This window comes from Paenibacillus sp. NN59 (assembly GCF_057597225.1).
Genome location: NZ_CP199678.1, coordinates 2022427 through 2039041, shown reverse-complemented (window position 1 = coordinate 2039041; position 16615 = coordinate 2022427). Strand labels below are relative to the sequence as shown.

Genomic DNA, 16615 nt, shown 5'->3' with positions numbered 1-16615 from the left:
GATTAGCAGTCGAAGTAGAGACTGTACTCATGCGGATGAATGCGGATTGCAACAGCTTTAGCTTCATCGCGTTTGAGGTTGATGTAATTATCGATGAATTCTTTGGTGAACACGCCACCTTCAGTCAAGAACTCGTTATCAGCTGCCAGTGCATCCAGTGCTTCTTCGAGGGAAGCCGGTACACTGCGGATGTTTTCTTTATCTGCATCAGAAAGGTCGTAGATATTTTTATCGAGTGGACCATATCCGAGCTCAGTTGGGTTGATTTTGCGTTTGATTCCGTCCAGACCAGCCATCAGCATTGCGGAGAATGCCAAGTAAGGGTTAGCAGTGGAGTCAGGTGTACGGAACTCGATACGGCAACCTTTAGGTGTTACCGCTGCTACCGGGATACGTACAGCTGCAGAACGGTTACCTTTGGAGTATACCAAGTTAACTGGTGCTTCATAACCAGGAACCAAACGTTTGAACGAGTTCGTGCTTGGGTTCGTCAAAGCAATCAGTGCTGGAGCGTGGTACAAGATACCTCCGATGTAGTGCAGGGCCATTTCGCTCAGGTTAGCATAACCGCCTTTGTCATAGAACAATGGGGAATCGCCATCGAAGATCGATTGGTGAACGTGCATTCCGCTTCCGTTATCACCAAACAATGGTTTTGGCATGAATGTTGCTACTTTACCATATTGACGTGCCGTATTGTGCACGATGTATTTGTATACAAGCAGGTTATCTGCTGTTTTCTTCAACGTATCAAAACGGAAATTGATTTCAGCTTGACCCGCAGTCGCTACTTCATGGTGATGACGCTCGATGGACAAACCAGCTTCTTCCAACAAACGACACATTTCGCTACGGATATCTTGTTGGGTATCCACTGGAGCTACTGGAACATATCCACCTTTAGTGCGAACTTTAAAGCCCAGGTTGCCGCCTTCTTCTTTGCGGTTTGTGTTCCATGATGCTTCTTCGGAATCAACGAAGTAAGAAGAGCTGTTCGTGCCGCTCTCATAACGAACATCGTCAAAGATGAAGAACTCGGACTCTGGTGCGAAGAACGCTGCAGTACCTACGCCGCTTTCTTTCAGGAAAGCTTCAGCTTTAACTGCGATACTGCGTGGGTCACGCTCATAACGCTCGCCATCCGGTGTGAAAATGTCACACATAACATTCAATGTAGGGTGTGCAGTGAACGGATCGACATAAGTCGCTTCAGGGTCAGGCATCATAACCATATCGGACTCTTCAATACCACGGAAACCTTGGATAGAAGAACCATCAAACGCTACTCCATTTACGAACGTGTCTGCATCAACAGCCGAAGCTGGCAAAGAGATATGATGCGCACGACCAGCCAAATCTACAAAACGAAAATCTACCCACTCGATGTTGTTCTCTTGAATTGATTTCAATACGTTTTCAACCGACATGTATTCGTCCTCCCAAATATTCCGAACATTAAACAACCCCACGAAGAAAATGTCTATATATTCGAATTTTTTTCTGTCGTCATTATAAATTCTGAAACATAACATCGTCAATACTTATGTAAGGTATTTTTTGCGAGCATGTTAGGTATACTTACATTTTATAATATTCAAAAATGCATATAACAAAGCAAATAGTTTATATTTGACCGATTTAATGCGGTGAAGCGACCCCAAAAACACCCTAAATCATGGAAAATCGTGACATCATAAATGTTTCTTATCACCTTTGATTAATAAATATGTTCATCTGTGCAAAACAGACGAAAAACCGGACATCTACCCAAATTGTTCACAAGGAACAAATCTGAACAGAAGTCCGGTTTTGACTCTTCAAATCTCTATAACCGTGTTAATTATACGCCTACACGTGCCGGGAAAAATGCAGCAGGCTGTTTAGCTGTGTTAAATGTTTTCCCAACAATCGGGGCTAGTTTCTCCAGATCTTGTAACAGGTTCGCAAACTGATCAGGGAACAGAGACTGCACACCGTCTCCAGTCATGGAGTTATCGGGATCTGTGTGCATCTCAATAATCAAGCCGTTAGCTCCAGCAGCTACCGAAGCTTTGGTCATCGGTTCTACCAGTTCACGACGTCCCGTACCATGGCTCGGGTCAGAGATGACTGGTAGATGGCTCAAAGACTGCAAGACAGGGATTGCCGACAGATCCAGCGTATTACGAGTGTATTGTTCAAACGTACGGATACCTCGTTCACATAACATCACATTTGGATTGCCACCAGCGAGGATGTACTCCGCCGCATTAAGCAATTCATCGTATGTCGCACTGAATCCGCGCTTCAACAATACCGGTTTGCCGCACTCACCTAACTTGCGCAACAAGTCGAAGTTCTGCATGTTACGTGTACCCACCTGCAGAATATCCGCATACTCTGCGCAAATATCTACGTATTCAGGCGTCATGACTTCGGTAATCGTCAATAGATTATGCTTCTGGCCTGCTTCCGCCATCATGATCAGACCTTCTACACCTGTTCCTTGAAAGCTATACGGTCCTGTACGTGGTTTGAAGGCACCACCACGAAGAACTTGACCACCTGCAGCTTTCACAAGGCCAGCGATCTCATCAATCTGTGCTGCAGATTCAACCGCACAAGGTCCGCCCATAACGACAAGTTCTTTCCCGCCGATATCTACACCTTTGATCGAAATTACGGTATCTTCTGGATGGAAGTCACGACTTGCCAATTTGTAAGATTTCGAAATCTTCACCACGTTCTCGACGCCCTTCATTTGGCGCAAGTGTTCTTGCATTTTAGGTTCAACTTTACCAATTAATCCAATGATGGTGCGATCCTCTCCACGTGATACATGTGCCTGCAACCCTTCCTTTTCAATCACACTAACGATATCTTGAATTTGGTCCTCCGAGGTAGCTTTGCCTGCGATTACGATCATAAATTGTCCCATCCTTCCTTGTATAAGAGCACTCGTTTATATCGTGCGTCTGATTATCTTGTGGTCCGTATCCCAAAAACTCTGTCACACTTAAACGCTTGTTCGCTTTTAAGCTTTTAATCACTAAAGCAAATATAACACAGTTTCTTCCTATCGTCAAGGAGTGATCACTATATCCGGTATTTTCTACAGGTAAAATATAAACTGTATAGACAAAAAAACATCCTGCTATGTCACGTCCCAATGAAACGAGGATCTGCACAGCAGGATGTTTCCTATTCACTTTTGAAACTATGTGGTACGCGTCTTCTCTCGAACCGGAGGCAATAGCTTGCTCATATTAACGGTACGCACAATTTCCCACGTTTCCGGCTGATCATGCTCATACTGCTCCAGATATTGAATAACTTCCTTGGTGATTGGTGTTGGAGTTGAAGCGCCTGATGTCACAGCCACTTTCTGCACACCTTTCAACCAGTCTTGTTGAATTTCAGATACGTCGGATATACGATATGCCGTCACGCCCGCAATCTCCTCGGACACTTGTGCCAAACGATTGGAGTTATTGCTACGTGGATCACCTACAACAATAACAAGATCGGCCTGCCCAGCTTGCTCTGCTACCGCTTCTTGACGTACTTGCGTAGCGAGACATATTTCGTTATGAATTTCAGCTCCTGGGAATTTCTCCAGCAACCGGCTCATAATGTGTTTGATGTCCCATTGACTCATTGTCGTCTGATTGGTAATCAAAATTTTCCCCGCAGGCACGTTCAGACCTTCAATCTCTTCTTCCTTCTCAATCAGATGAACACGGTCTGGTGCAACACCAATCGCACCTTCCGGTTCCGGGTGATTCTTCTTACCGATGTAGATAATATCATAACCTTCAGCCGTCTTCTCCCGGATCAGATCATGAGTCTTCGTCACATCTGGACAGGTTGCATCTACTGTGGTCAGCCCCTTCTCCCGAGCCAGCTTACGTACCTCCGGCGAGACACCGTGAGCCGTAAAAATAATCGTGCCACTCTCCACCTGATTCAGAATCTCCATCCGATTAGGACCGTCCAGCGTAATAATGCCCTCATCTTCAAAAGAATCGGTCACATGTTTGTTATGCACAATCATACCTAATATATAAATAGGCCGTGGTAAATCCAGGTTGCGTGCCGCTTGACGCGCAAGCACCATGGCATCTACAACTCCGTAACAATATCCCCGCGGCGAAATTCGCAGTACTTCCACTTGGTTGCCACCCGCTTTCTTTTCGGCTGTATAGGCCGATGTAATTGCAGTCTTCATCCTATTATACCTTTATTCGATAGGCGGGGCAAAGACCACAGGCAACCAGATGATAAAAGTGGTTCCTTCTCCTCGTCTCGTTACCACTTCAACCGACCCGTTATGCTCCTCAATGATCCATTTGGCAATGGATAATCCAAGTCCGATGCCCGGCGTTGCTCCGCGAGATTCGTCTGCCCGGTAGAAACGGTCAAATATAAACGGCACCTGATCTCGTTCCATACCGATTCCCGTATCACTGATCCGCAGTCCGACCTGCCCTTTATACAACAGAGCATCCAGCGTAACTGAACCCTCCGGGGTGTATTTAAAGGCATTTTCTATAAAAATAAACAAGACTTGTTGCAGATAATCTTTGCTTCCGTTTACGTAAATACCGTTCAGAATCGACAGATCCCCAGGAAGCCAGTCTGCCTGACGATCCAGGAACTGGGCTCTACGTGCTACTTCCTGCACCAGAATCTGCAGCGGAATGGGATTAAGCTCGATCTTCTGACCTGTATCCGCTCTGGCAAGGGATAACATATCGCTGATCAGACGGCTCATACGCTTGCCCTCATCAGCCATATCCTCAATCGCCTCAAGAGACATCTGCCTGATCGTTTCTTCATCCAGATTCGGACGTTCATTCCCCTCTTGATCCCACAGCTTTTTCAGGAAATCCACATTTCCTCGAATGGTAGTCAACGGTGTCCGTAGCTCGTGGGAAGCATCGGATACGAATCGGCGCTGTGCCGTATTCGTCTCTTCCAGCCCACGGAAAGACAGCTCGGTTCGCTCCAGCATGTTATTCACCGTTTCAATCAGACGACCGATCTCATCCTTCGGCCCCGAATACTGAATACGTACACTAAGATCGTCTCCAGACTGAATCTGATTAGCGGCATCAATCACATTAACCAACGGCCGCATGGACTTACGGGCCAGAATCAAACCGGATGTAATGGCAAGCGCCATAGCTACAAGCCATCCGAACACCAGGATATTCCTTAAAGCCTCAAGCAAACGCTCCTGTGAACTGACATTAGCTCCCACTTGAAGTAGTCCCCTGATGTCATTCGTTCCCTTAAGAGACAGCGCCTGCTGATTAACGAGAAAAGGGATACCATGCACACTGACTTTGGAGATCCCTATCTCATCACGAATACGGTTAATATTAATCACAGGAAAGGTAATGTCCGCTTTCTCCATATTACCTGAGAACTTAACCGATCTGCTTTCATAGTCCACCAGTTGAATGTAGATTTGAGCTTCCTGAAGCTGGCTCTCTGCAAAAGGATCAAGATCAAGTGTCTGCGATAATGGATTAACCCCGATCTGTTCCGTGATCCGCAGGCTCTTTTCCCTTAACTGCTGTTCTACTTCGTTGTAGGTATTAAAATACACAAAAGCATAAATGACCACACCCCAAAAGATCAGCACGGCTGCCAGAATTCCCGAATACCATGCGGTTAGTCTCAACCGAATGGACATGCTACGAGTCACCTCTCAAAATGTAGCCGGCTCCCCGGATCGTCTGAATGAGACGTTTGCCACCATGCTCTTCTGTTTTCTGTCTAAGCATCGCGATATAGACCTCTAGCACATTGGACTCGCCGCTATAATCGTATCCCCATATTTTATCCATAATGAGGTCACGAGACAGTACCCTTCTCGGATTTTGCATAAACAGATTAAGCAATTCAAACTCTTTTGCTGTCAGTTCAAGACGTTTGCCATCTCGGAGCACTTCGCGTGAATCGTTATCCAGAATGATATCTTCATATACCAAGCGATTGTCTACCACGTTGGAGATATCCGCTTTGCGACGCAGCAAAGCACGGACACGTGCGAGCAATTCTTCCAGCGCGAACGGCTTCACCAAATAATCGTCAGCACCGGTATCCAGTCCGGTCACCCGGCTCTGAACCTCATCCTTTGCAGTAAGCATTAGCACAGGAACTTTACTACCTGCTTCTCTCAATCTGCGGCATACCTCAAAGCCATCGATCTGCGGCATCATCACATCGAGCACTACGATATCCGGCTCCTTATCCATCAGCTTGCTTAGGCCTTCTGCTCCGTTAGAAGCTGTCTGAACCTCATATCCTTCAAATGCCAGGCCTCGGCGCAGCATAGACACAATTTTCTCGTCGTCATCTACAATTAAAATCGTTGAGCGCATGGTCTTTCTCCTTTACCCTATCGTTGTATCCCCATTGTAACAGGCCAAAGCCCGATTCGCATCTTCTCCATAATCCATAATAGAGAAACTATGCAAAAACAGAACAGAAACATCGTGCAAAAAAACGGAAGGGCCTTAAACCCTTCCGTTCTTACCTTCATCTACTTCAACCTGGTTGCAACTATTGTTGCTGTGTTTGTGTTGTATCGTAATCATACTTGTTGCCAATTTTCACTTTCACATCAATCTTCTTGCCGTCACGTACAACATTAAGCGTAATCTCTCCGCCGACTTTCTGAGTCTTGATAAAGTCGATCAAATCCTGACTTGTTGCTTTTGAAGTACCATTTACGCCGGTAATGATATCATACGGTCTCAGATCAGACTGGTAAGCTGGAGATTGGTACACCGTGCTTGCAACAACTGAACCTTCCGTAATATTTGTTCCCATTTGTTTGGCCACTTCCGGGGTGAGATTCATCAGAGAAGCACCGATAAACGGTACAGGTTCTTTCGGAACATCTTTGTTCTCTTTCAGATATTTCACCGCTTCAGAGATGACACTGGACGGGATTGCAAAACCGATACCTTGAGCATCCGCACTTACAGCAACGTTCATACCGATAACTTCTCCATTCAGATTCAGCAACGGACCACCCGAGTTACCCGGGTTAATCGAAGCATCTGTTTGCAACAAGTGGCTGTATTCACGTGTTTTACCTGTTTCTTGATCCGGAATGCTGATCGTACGTTCTTTGGCACTAAGAACACCTGCAGTTACTGTATGTTCAAAACCTTCCGGGTTACCAATCGCTACAAGCCATTCACCAACTTGTGTGCTATTTGAGTTGCCTAGCGGTGCTACAGGGAAATCTTTATCTCCGCTATTTTTCTCAATTTTCAACACGGCAAGGTCAAGATCAAAACTGCTTCCCAGTAATTTAGCTTCATATGGCTTGCTATTGTTCTCAAGTGTTACCTGAATGACATCTGCACCTTGAACAACGTGCTGGTTCGTCAGTATATAACCTTCTTTGTCAAAAATAAATCCGGAGCCGATCCCCATGGGTACGAGTTGATTGCTCGCTTGAGGTTGAGGCTGTTGACCTTGTTCTTGTTGTTGATTTCCGTTAGGTCCACCAAGTCCGCCACCAAAGAAATATTGATACAACGGATCGTTTGTATTTGCTCCACCTTGTCCAGAACCACGTGTGGACTGTTTAGCCAGCGTTTCAATTTTCACCACAGCCGGGCTCGCCTGTTTCACCACAGAGGATACATCCTCTTTACCTGTCGGTAGCAAGGACGCCGTCACGTTGTTACCTCCACCTGTATTACTCGGTGTTTCCTGAGCAGATTCCGTTCCGTTATTCGTCAGCGCGGCTTGGGGTGTGAACATGTTTGTTCTGTCGGCTGTGTACATCAACACAGTGATGACTAACATACCTGCGATAAAGGAGAACAGAAGTGATCTTACAGAAGACCTTGGTCTACGGTTGTTATAGTTCCAGTTACCATTGTTATTTCCATTTCCTTGACCTCCGCCATGACCCGAACCGCCGCCAGACATTCTGCCCGTTTGACCAGAGGAGTCATTATTATGGTAAGAAGGTACAGGTTTTATTGGATCTGGTCTTGTAATCTCCACATTTCCTTCTTGCCTTGGCCCATTGCCACTAGCTGTATCTTCCTGACTCACGGACTGGAATGGTCCGTAAGAATAATAATACGAGGAGTCATCATTTCCGGCAGGATTGCGATTTTCAGTTTGATTCGTTTCTTTTTCCTCATCTTGTCGATTTGATCTATAATTACGTTCGTCCATGCCTCTCTACCTCCCAATCTCTTATTTGCAAGAGATATTCTTTAACTGTCCTTATTTTGTACTTTGAACCTTAATCGTACCTTAAAAACAATTAAAAAGGAGATAAAAGCATGCAATATTTGCTGATTTTTCCCGTCATAGCAACATTTTCAGCCTTGCTTCTTCACCCATCCTTGCCGATGTGCGTAAATCGCCAGTTGCGTCCGATCATCCATCTCACATTTCATCAGCAAATTACTTACATGTGTTTTAACGGTTTTAATACTGATATGTAATTCTTCTCCGATATCTTTATTGGTTTTCCCTTCAGCAATAAGTAGAAGTACTTCCTTCTCCCGATCCGTAAGTCCAGATTCACTATCCCTCGCCGTCCGCTGCCGGATGCCTCGCGTTAACGCCTGTGAGACATCTCCTGTCATCACGGGCATGCCTCGGTTAGCACCTTGAAGAGCATAGATCAGTTCTTCGGCGGATACCGTTTTGAGCACATAACTTACTGCTCCTGCCTCAATCGCTTGAACAACGAGATCATCTTCCAGAAAACTGGTCAGCATGACAATCTTCATATTCGGAAATTCAGACATGATGGCTTGCGTAGCCTCAGCTCCGTTCATCACCGGCATCATCAGATCCATCAGAATCAGGTCCGGCATTTCCGAATCCTTCATCTGACGTAGCTGATCGAGTGCATGTTGCCCGTTACCTGCTTCCGCCATCACATGGAACGTAGGCTCCAGCATGAGGTAAGTCTTCAAGCCCATTCGTACCATATCGTGGTCATCCACAATCATTACGTTTACTTTGCCATTCATTCTGATTCCTCCTCGGACACGTTATCAAATTTCGGGATGAGCACTCGTACCGTCGTACCCGCCCCAGGCTTGGATATAATCTGCACCTGACCGCCCAGCTTCTCGGCACGTTCTCGCATCGTGGACAACCCATATGAGCCTGGTCGCTCCGTCTGTTGCAAGAAACCTTGCCCGTCATCACTAATGCTCATGCTGATCTGATGCTCCGATTCCCGGATAGCCAGACTAACGAGTCCAGCTTCAGCATGTTTAACAACATTGGCTACAGCCTCCTGAATAATGAGAAACAGCTGGTGCTCAATGGCATCAGAGACTCCGCCATCCAACTCCAGCTCTTTCACGCCTTTTAAACCATTTTGCCGACAATAATCAGGGAACCAGCTGTCGAGTGCTGCAGTTAGGTCGCGTCCCTCCAATTCAATCGGCCTGAGTTGCGCGATCAATCCACGCATCTGGCGCTGTGCAATATGAGACATCTGAATTAACTGGTCGAGCACATTGCGACCATGCTCCGGATTCATCTCTAGCAGACGGGGAAGGGATGAAGCAGACATGTGCATGGCGAATAGTTGTTGACTCACTGTGTCATGCAGATCCCTTGCCATTCGTTTACGTTCTTCGATAACGGCACGCTCAGAAGCCTGTTCCTTTTCAATTACCTCTTGCTCACCAAGCCGCTGGAGTAACCTCATTTTTTTCTCAATGGACTCCATCATCACATTAAATTCCTGATAGACCCGTCCAAAAGAAGCATCTTCCGCATCAGGCATGCGAACCGCAAGATTTCCTTTAGATACTTTCAACATATTGAGATCGAGCAAATCAATTTTGCGCTGAAGCCGCAATGCGGCGATATATCCGGTGACCACAGTTCCTACAACGACAACTCCGATATACGTCCATGCCCGATTGCGATTATCCCCTGTAAGCACATCCCCATATAACAGATAGAATCCGCCCAGTGTGATCAATCCGGTTAACACGAAATACGTCATCAGTTCCCACTTGTTTGCCTTAAGAATCGTTCGAATCATAGGTTAATCCACCTTGTTTACTTTGACATCGCCAATAAAAACACTGACAATAATGCGGAGCTTCTTACCGGCTTCTTGGTAGTGCGGAGTTTCCTCCTGCGCATTTCCCAAAAAACCTCCACGTTTTGTACCCAGAAGCTTCATGTCTCCCAGAAAAGAGCTGCTGGTGAGTGAAATGCCCAGATCCATGTCTTCTGGAACAAAAATCTTAACATCGCCAATAAAATGTGAAATGACAATTTTGGTCTCTCCATATGGAATCTGTGCCTTGGTCAAATCAATAACGGTATCCCCAATAAATGAGGAGATATTCATCGGTTTCAGCGTAAACACTTCTTTACCCATATGAAAATCACCAATGAAAGTGGATTTATTGATTGTTTTGCCATAGCCTTCTTCATATCCATACTTATAGTTATGAGAATTAGCGTGGCCAAAGCCTCCAAATTTTGGATCATCCGAATGTGAATGGTACTTCTGATGTGACTGTCCGAACTTTTCACTGTCTTTTTTCAGGTTCGGCCCCTCTTCGGAATGAAAGGATTGATGCTTACTCGAGGGTTGCTCTTGCTTTGGTTTGCCAAAGGTCTTCTCGAACTCTTCATCGAATGATGAGGGCATCTCCAAATCTTGAGGGGACAATGGCTTATAAGGCTGCTCAGGCGGTGGAGGCGGTGTTTTGCTTCCATTTCCATGAGGTTTCCGATCCCGATGACCTGGTCCAATTAGTACATATAACCCTCCGCCGATCAGCAGAATTGGAACTAGATAACGAATGAATTCTCCTAGGGAATAACCAATCACGCCCAAGTTACGCGCAAGGAAGAATCCACCTATGGAAAGCACGACAACGGGCCCAATAGCAGCATATCCCCCGTTACGGCGAATTTCCGTCAAACCTTTCACTCCCCACCAGATCAAAAACACCGGCCAGTATGTTCTAAATATATATCCTACATCAATGTCATATCCCAATTGTCTGAGCAAGATCATTGCACCTATAGCGATAAGAGGTATGCCAACCCACAAACGGTCTAGCGTAGATCGTTTCATCACTCATGTCTCCTTTGTCTTTATTCTATATCCAGTGTACCTTAGACATGCTAAGGTTAACAGCGCCGACAGGTGGAATTTGTCTCGGTCTCGAGACTGAGGGCTGAGGAGAATTATGTAAATTTTAATCATTTTAGAAAAGGAACATGAAATCGGGAATATGAAAATGAAAACACCCCGGAGCAACCGCTCCAGGGTGTACAAATCATCATCGATTCTTTATTCATTTTGCATAGTTTAATGCTTGAACCGTGGCAACTTACTTTTTCATTTTTCCTGCACGGCCGGTTTGACCTGTGTTTTCTACACCAAACTCGGCATTATATTTTTCATCAGGTGTTTGGAAATTGTCTTGTACTTTGTTTTGAGCGGATTGCTTCACTTTAGACGCGGCGCTTCCATTCTCCTGTCCAAATTCAGCATCATACTTCTCGTTCGGCGTTTGGTACCCTTGGGATTTCTTTGCCACAACGAATCACCTCTCTCTTCATATTTACACTGCCTGTTGCAGTGCGGGGTTCGTCCCCAGTCAATATTATGTGAAGAGAGCCATTTTGTTATTCAGGCATAACATTCCATTCTCAGATAGCTTTGTCCAGCCAGGAATCCGGTACAGTTTTATAGACATCGATCGCTTTGGACAACTCCGCCAGCATCTGCTCCGTACATTTCCCTGCACCCTGCTTGATAACCTGTACTTCAACATCCTTTTTACCCCATTCTTTGTACACCTGCTTGGTCGTCGGAAAATACAGATCGATTTTGTTGCCTTTAATGGCCGAGCCTGTATCCGCAACGATACCGTAACCATAACCAGGTATATACAATATGGAACCCATCGGAAATAACTTCGGATCTGCTGCAATGGTAGATACGGTTTCCTTGTCCCGTCGAACCTTTACCCCAGAATACGTTATACCGTATTGCGGATGTTTTGGCGTTTTACCAGTGGATTCGACTCCTGCTGTATATCCTGTTGCCGTCACCTTCTGGGTTTCCAAAATTTGTTCTGAACGCGGTGCCAGCACTGGCATGGCCGGGTCAGCAGGATCAATCACCCGTTTGGCTGGTAATTCAGGTTTTGGCAACACCATTGGCTGTGGAGACCACATAAAAGCCATGTACACGAGTGTAGTCAATTGAGCCTCGTCCGTGTATACAGGTTCGAGTTGATTTTGCTCTCCTGTCTGCTCGACTTTTAAATCACGAGCTACATCTTGTTTGTTATTATTGTTCATTTCCTGGACATGCATGATCGTGCTTTCCTCTTCAAATATATAGGCCTTGGCCTCATTGAAACTCATCAAAATCCCGGCAAATATGAAGCAGCACATGATGATGAACTTGTGGTTTTCATTGAATTTTAAAAAATGCTTTTTCATGGTATAACCTCCCCCTCACTTGCAAAGGGTTACCAAAAAGCATCTATCTTATACCTTTTGTCAGAGTATAGATACAAAAAGAAACACAAAAACCGTCTGAAAACGATGGGTTCAGCCATGTTCTCAGACGGTTTCGTTAGATTTATTTTACAACACAGGATTCTAAACTAGACTTGTCTTGAAGCAATTTCTTCTTTCAACTGAGCCACAATCTCATCCACCAGCTTCATGCCCAGATCGCCCTCTCCGCGTTTACGTACGGATACCGATGCAGCATTTTTCTCGTTCTCGCCCACAACGAACATGTAAGGCATTTTTTCTAGCTGCGCTTCACGGATTTTGTAACCCAGTTTCTCGTTGCGAAGATCTGCTTCTGCCGCGATTCCTGCACGTTTCAGCTTCGCTTCTACTTCACGCGCATACTCATCGTAATTTCCGGATACCGGAATGACTTTGGCTTGTACTGGAGACAACCAAAGCGGGAATGCACCTGCGAAGTTCTCCAGCAAAAATGCAGTGAAACGTTCCATTGTACTAATTACGCCCCGGTGGATAACGACCGGACGATGCTTCTGCCCATCATCACCAACATATTCAAGCTCAAAGCGCTCAGGGAGCAAGAAGTCCAGTTGAACGGTAGAAAGTGTTTCTTCTTTGCCAAGTGCAGTCTTGATCTGTACATCCAGCTTCGGACCGTAGAACGCCGCTTCGCCTTCAGCTTCATAGAACGGAAGATCAAGTTCTTCCACAACTTCACGCAGCATGCGTTGAGACATTTCCCACATCTCATCGTTCTGGAAGTATTTCTCGGTGTCTTGCGGATCACGGTAAGATAGACGGAAACGATATTCGTGAATGCCAAAGTCTTTATATACCGTTTGGATCAATTCGATAACACGAGCAAACTCTTCTTTGATCTGATCCGGACGTGCAAAGATGTGAGAGTCATTCAGTGTCATCGCACGTACACGGTGCAGACCTGTCAACGCACCTGACATTTCATAGCGATGCATCATACCAAGTTCGGCAATACGGATCGGAAGATCACGGTAGCTGTGCATATTGGATTTGTACACCATCATGTGGTGAGGACAGTTCATCGGACGAAGAACCAGTTCTTCATTGTCCATGATCATTTTCGGGAACATGTCTTCCTGGTAGTGCTCCCAGTGACCGGAAGTTTTGTACAGCTCTACGTTCCCCAATACAGGAGTGTAAACGTGCTGATAACCAAGGCTTTCTTCCAGATCAACGATATATCGTTCCAGTGTACGGCGCAATTTTGCACCGTTAGGCAACCAGATTGGCAGACCTTGACCTACGAGTTGCGAGAACGTGAACATTTCAAGTTCTTTACCCAGTTTACGGTGATCACGCTTGCGCGCTTCCTCCAGGAAATGCAAGTGCTCGTCCAGCTGTGCTTTTTTCACAAAAGCAGTACCGTACACCCGTTGCAACATTTTGTTCTTGCTGTCCCCGCGCCAGTATGCACCCGCTACGTTCATCAGTTTGAACACTTTAATCTTGCTTGTAGATGGAACGTGTGGTCCACGACACAAGTCGAAAAATTCGCCTTGTTCATAGATCGTAATTACGCTATCTTCCGGTAAAGCATTGATTAATTCAAGTTTGTATGGGTCGCCGACTTCATTGAAAATCTTGATGGCTTCCGCACGGCTAACTTCTTTGCGCACGATAGGCAGATTTTCATTGACGATGCGTTCCATTTCCTTCTCGATCTTCTGTAAATCTTCCGGGTTAAGCGGATGTTCGAGATCCATGTCATAGTAGAAGCCATCTTCGATGACTGGTCCTACGCCCAGATGAACTTCTTTGTTACCGTACAGACGTTTTACCGCCTGAGCCAGCAAGTGAGCTGTACTGTGGCGCATCACTTCAAGACCTTCAGGGGAATCCAACGTTACGATCTCCACCAAAGCCCCTTCATGAATTGGAGTGGACAGATCCACCACGATGCCATCCAGTTTTCCTGCTGCGGCATTTTTGCGAAGCCCACTGCTAATTGAAGCGGCTACATCCTCAATACTGCTCCCATCTGCGTACTCACGTACGGAACCATCCGGTAGTTTAATGTTTACTGCCATTTGTCTCATTCCTCCTGTAAAATATACATCATTCATTTTCATTGTCATGCAATGGACTGATCATCTATTGCGTATTTCCAGTTCGCCCTTAGATCAACGAAAAAGAACGCAAAAAACACCCGTCCCGGTCAAGGGACGAGTGTTATATCTCGTGGTTCCACCCTAATTCAGCTGATTGTTCCTCATATTAGGAAAACAGCCCTCATTGGCATGTCGGTAACGGGCATGACCCGGCAAATCCTTACTCACAAAACCGCCATCCTTCAAATGGTTGGGTAACCGGTTTTATTTTCAAAATTGCAGCTCCAAAGGGGTAAACCATACGCGATATCCGGAGGAAATTTCAGCCCAGGTTCCTCTCTCTGCACCGATCTAACGTGTGGCTCTTGTCTTTGTCAACGCTTTTGTATCAACAGTTATTATAATTGCCCAGATCGCCTGCGTCAAGACTTGTCAGCAATCCAGAACGAAGCACTTCACATTCGGGACATTGATGGCATATCTGCACCTTATCTTCGAAAATTTGGCATATCGTCGAGATGATGGGCAACTCGGGAGTGCTGGTGTGCAGCATGACCTTTTCCGGTGATATGGAAATAAGCGTACTCACGATCATATCCTCGATATCCATCTCCAGTTCCAGCCCCGGCATCTCCACAACCACCTGCTCATCTTTCTGCACAGGCAACAGATTAAGTCCCGCATCAAGCACCTGAAATTCATGTTTGCCCTTGTGAATCAGATGGATTAAAGGAACTTTAGCCTCCTGAAAAAATACAAAATACTTCAACAGTCCCATGAACTCTTCATATTGACGATCCATCCAGAACTCATCGAGTGCATATTCCACGAGCTCCTGCAATTCCTGCTTGTAGGCACGTATACGGAAATTCAGGATTCCTTCGAGATGGAAAAAATGAATGTCCTCCAAATCCTGCCTTAAACCTCTCGCTAATGTTGCACGGCGGCGCTCCCGCAGGCCCGGTTGATGCAAGTCACTATTCACGAGCAGCGGCATGCAGATGCGGTGAACCTTCTCAACTTCGTGTTCATCCATTACCGAGCATGATTTGGCAATAATATTCTCTACCATGCTTCGTTCCTGTGTTTCCATTATATAATCCGCAATACCCAGGGAAAGCAAATCACTGATTCGTGGCAACCACTGCTGGAAATCTTCGTGATTCTCATTTCCTCTGCACGTCCAGACTGCTCTGCCATCCTTATGTTTGAAGGTGAGCCGGAAGCCTCTTTTACTTATATGTAAACCTTTGGTTTTTTCCTTAATGCATTGTTGAAAAAGGGCTGCCTCCTCTTGCCCAGACACATCGGTCCATACTGTAAACAGTTCCATAAGAATCACTCCTTTCCTTTCTCTTCAAAGTATATGGCAAGGCCCAAAGGGATATACGAAGCGGTTTGATGGAAAGGGTGTCATGATTTCTCAGCATAAAACGCGAGCAAAAGTTTTTTGGCAAAAAGAATAATAGAAGGTTTCGTGAACTATGAATGAATGGTTTGGAGATCACGCAAAAATGTGTTATTATTTTTATAACAGTATCTTCACGGAAGGGGGGAAGCCGAAAATGAGACAACATCCTAGACTGCTCCATCACATGATTATCATCATTTTATGCGTTTTTCAGGCGCTGTGCTTCCCGATTCCAATGCAGACAGAGTCTGCCGTTGGTGTATCCGTCGATGCCACTTCGAATAAAGAAGGGCTTGAAGTGCTGTCTCAAATACCCGAGTCTCAGCAGAAACCTGCCATTCGCAAAAATCCGCAAGTAATGTCTAAGCTGGCTGTTAAGCAAACCAAGCCTGTATTTCTTGTCCTCGCATTGTTAATCGTGCTGCGAATTCCTACAGCAGGCCTTTCTTTTAAACCGTGGTATTGTCTGTTCAAGCGCAGATTATTTCTGTTGCCAATTAAATTTACCAGTATGTACTTATCCCTCTCCCCAACGGCACCGAAATACGCCTGCGCTCGTTAAGAGCCTGTTTGCCGTATTTGTCAGGTTGCCAACGCATGG

14 protein-coding genes are annotated in these 16615 nt (G+C 45.6%); 1 reads left to right on the top strand and 13 read right to left on the bottom strand.

Annotated features, from left to right (window positions below; translation table 11 throughout):
- Positions 1-2: 2 nt before the first annotated feature.
- From glnA to ACT89M_RS09115, 13 genes are all read right to left on the bottom strand, one after another.
- Positions 3-1427, bottom strand: a complete 1425-nt coding sequence (gene glnA / locus ACT89M_RS09175; protein ID WP_090919896.1) for a type I glutamate--ammonia ligase — start codon at positions 1425-1427, stop codon at positions 3-5.
- A 413-nt stretch (positions 1428-1840) separates the two neighbouring features.
- The gene (gene aroF / locus ACT89M_RS09170) at positions 1841-2905 is read right to left on the bottom strand and encodes a 3-deoxy-7-phosphoheptulonate synthase (protein ID WP_090919894.1); all 1065 of its coding nucleotides are present in this window, start codon (positions 2903-2905) and stop codon (positions 1841-1843) included.
- Positions 2906-3196: 291 nt separating this feature from the next.
- Complete coding sequence (locus ACT89M_RS09165) at positions 3197-4150, bottom strand: 4-hydroxy-3-methylbut-2-enyl diphosphate reductase (RefSeq protein ID WP_154887432.1); 954 nt, start codon at positions 4148-4150, stop codon at positions 3197-3199.
- 69 nt (positions 4151-4219) lie between these two features.
- Positions 4220-5680, bottom strand: coding sequence for a sensor histidine kinase (locus tag ACT89M_RS09160; protein WP_154886852.1), 1461 nt, complete (start codon positions 5678-5680; stop codon positions 4220-4222).
- A 1-nt stretch (position 5681) separates the two neighbouring features.
- Positions 5682-6371 carry a response regulator transcription factor gene (locus tag ACT89M_RS09155; protein ID WP_090919888.1) on the bottom strand — a complete coding sequence of 230 codons (690 nt, stop codon included), beginning with the start codon at positions 6369-6371 and terminating at the stop codon, positions 5682-5684.
- Positions 6372-6552: 181 nt separating this feature from the next.
- A complete protein-coding gene (locus tag ACT89M_RS09150) occupies positions 6553-8196 on the bottom strand; it encodes a S1C family serine protease (protein ID WP_154886854.1) in 1644 nt (547 codons plus the stop codon).
- Positions 8197-8345: 149 nt separating this feature from the next.
- The gene (locus tag ACT89M_RS09145) at positions 8346-9008 is read right to left on the bottom strand and encodes a response regulator (RefSeq protein ID WP_154886857.1); all 663 of its coding nucleotides are present in this window, start codon (positions 9006-9008) and stop codon (positions 8346-8348) included.
- Complete coding sequence (locus ACT89M_RS09140; RefSeq protein WP_090919880.1) at positions 9005-10042, bottom strand: sensor histidine kinase; 1038 nt, start codon at positions 10040-10042, stop codon at positions 9005-9007. The genes ACT89M_RS09145 and ACT89M_RS09140 overlap by 4 nt, the downstream gene beginning before the upstream one ends.
- A 3-nt stretch (positions 10043-10045) precedes the next feature.
- The gene (liaF, locus tag ACT89M_RS09135; protein WP_090919877.1) at positions 10046-11095 is read right to left on the bottom strand and encodes a cell wall-active antibiotics response protein LiaF; all 1050 of its coding nucleotides are present in this window, start codon (positions 11093-11095) and stop codon (positions 10046-10048) included.
- Between the two features lie 259 nt (positions 11096-11354).
- The gene (locus ACT89M_RS09130; RefSeq protein WP_090919874.1) at positions 11355-11564 is read right to left on the bottom strand and encodes a hypothetical protein; all 210 of its coding nucleotides are present in this window, start codon (positions 11562-11564) and stop codon (positions 11355-11357) included.
- Between the two features lie 112 nt (positions 11565-11676).
- The gene (locus ACT89M_RS09125) at positions 11677-12189 is read right to left on the bottom strand and encodes a 3D domain-containing protein (protein WP_373323211.1); all 513 of its coding nucleotides are present in this window, start codon (positions 12187-12189) and stop codon (positions 11677-11679) included.
- 455 nt (positions 12190-12644) lie between these two features.
- Positions 12645-14582 (bottom strand): threonine--tRNA ligase, encoded by a 1938-nt coding sequence (thrS, locus tag ACT89M_RS09120; RefSeq protein ID WP_154886859.1) that lies wholly within the window; start codon positions 14580-14582, stop codon positions 12645-12647.
- A gap of 409 nt (positions 14583-14991) precedes the next feature.
- Entirely contained in the window at positions 14992-15936 is a 945-nt protein-coding gene (locus ACT89M_RS09115; protein WP_154958241.1) for a putative sporulation protein YtxC, read from the bottom strand.
- A gap of 232 nt (positions 15937-16168) precedes the next feature.
- Here ACT89M_RS09115 and ACT89M_RS09110 point away from each other — a divergent pair, with 232 nt between their 5' ends.
- On the top strand, positions 16169-16576 hold the full coding sequence (locus ACT89M_RS09110) for a hypothetical protein (protein WP_154886863.1): 408 nt from the start codon (positions 16169-16171) through the stop codon (positions 16574-16576).
- Positions 16577-16615: the final 39 nt, after the last annotated feature.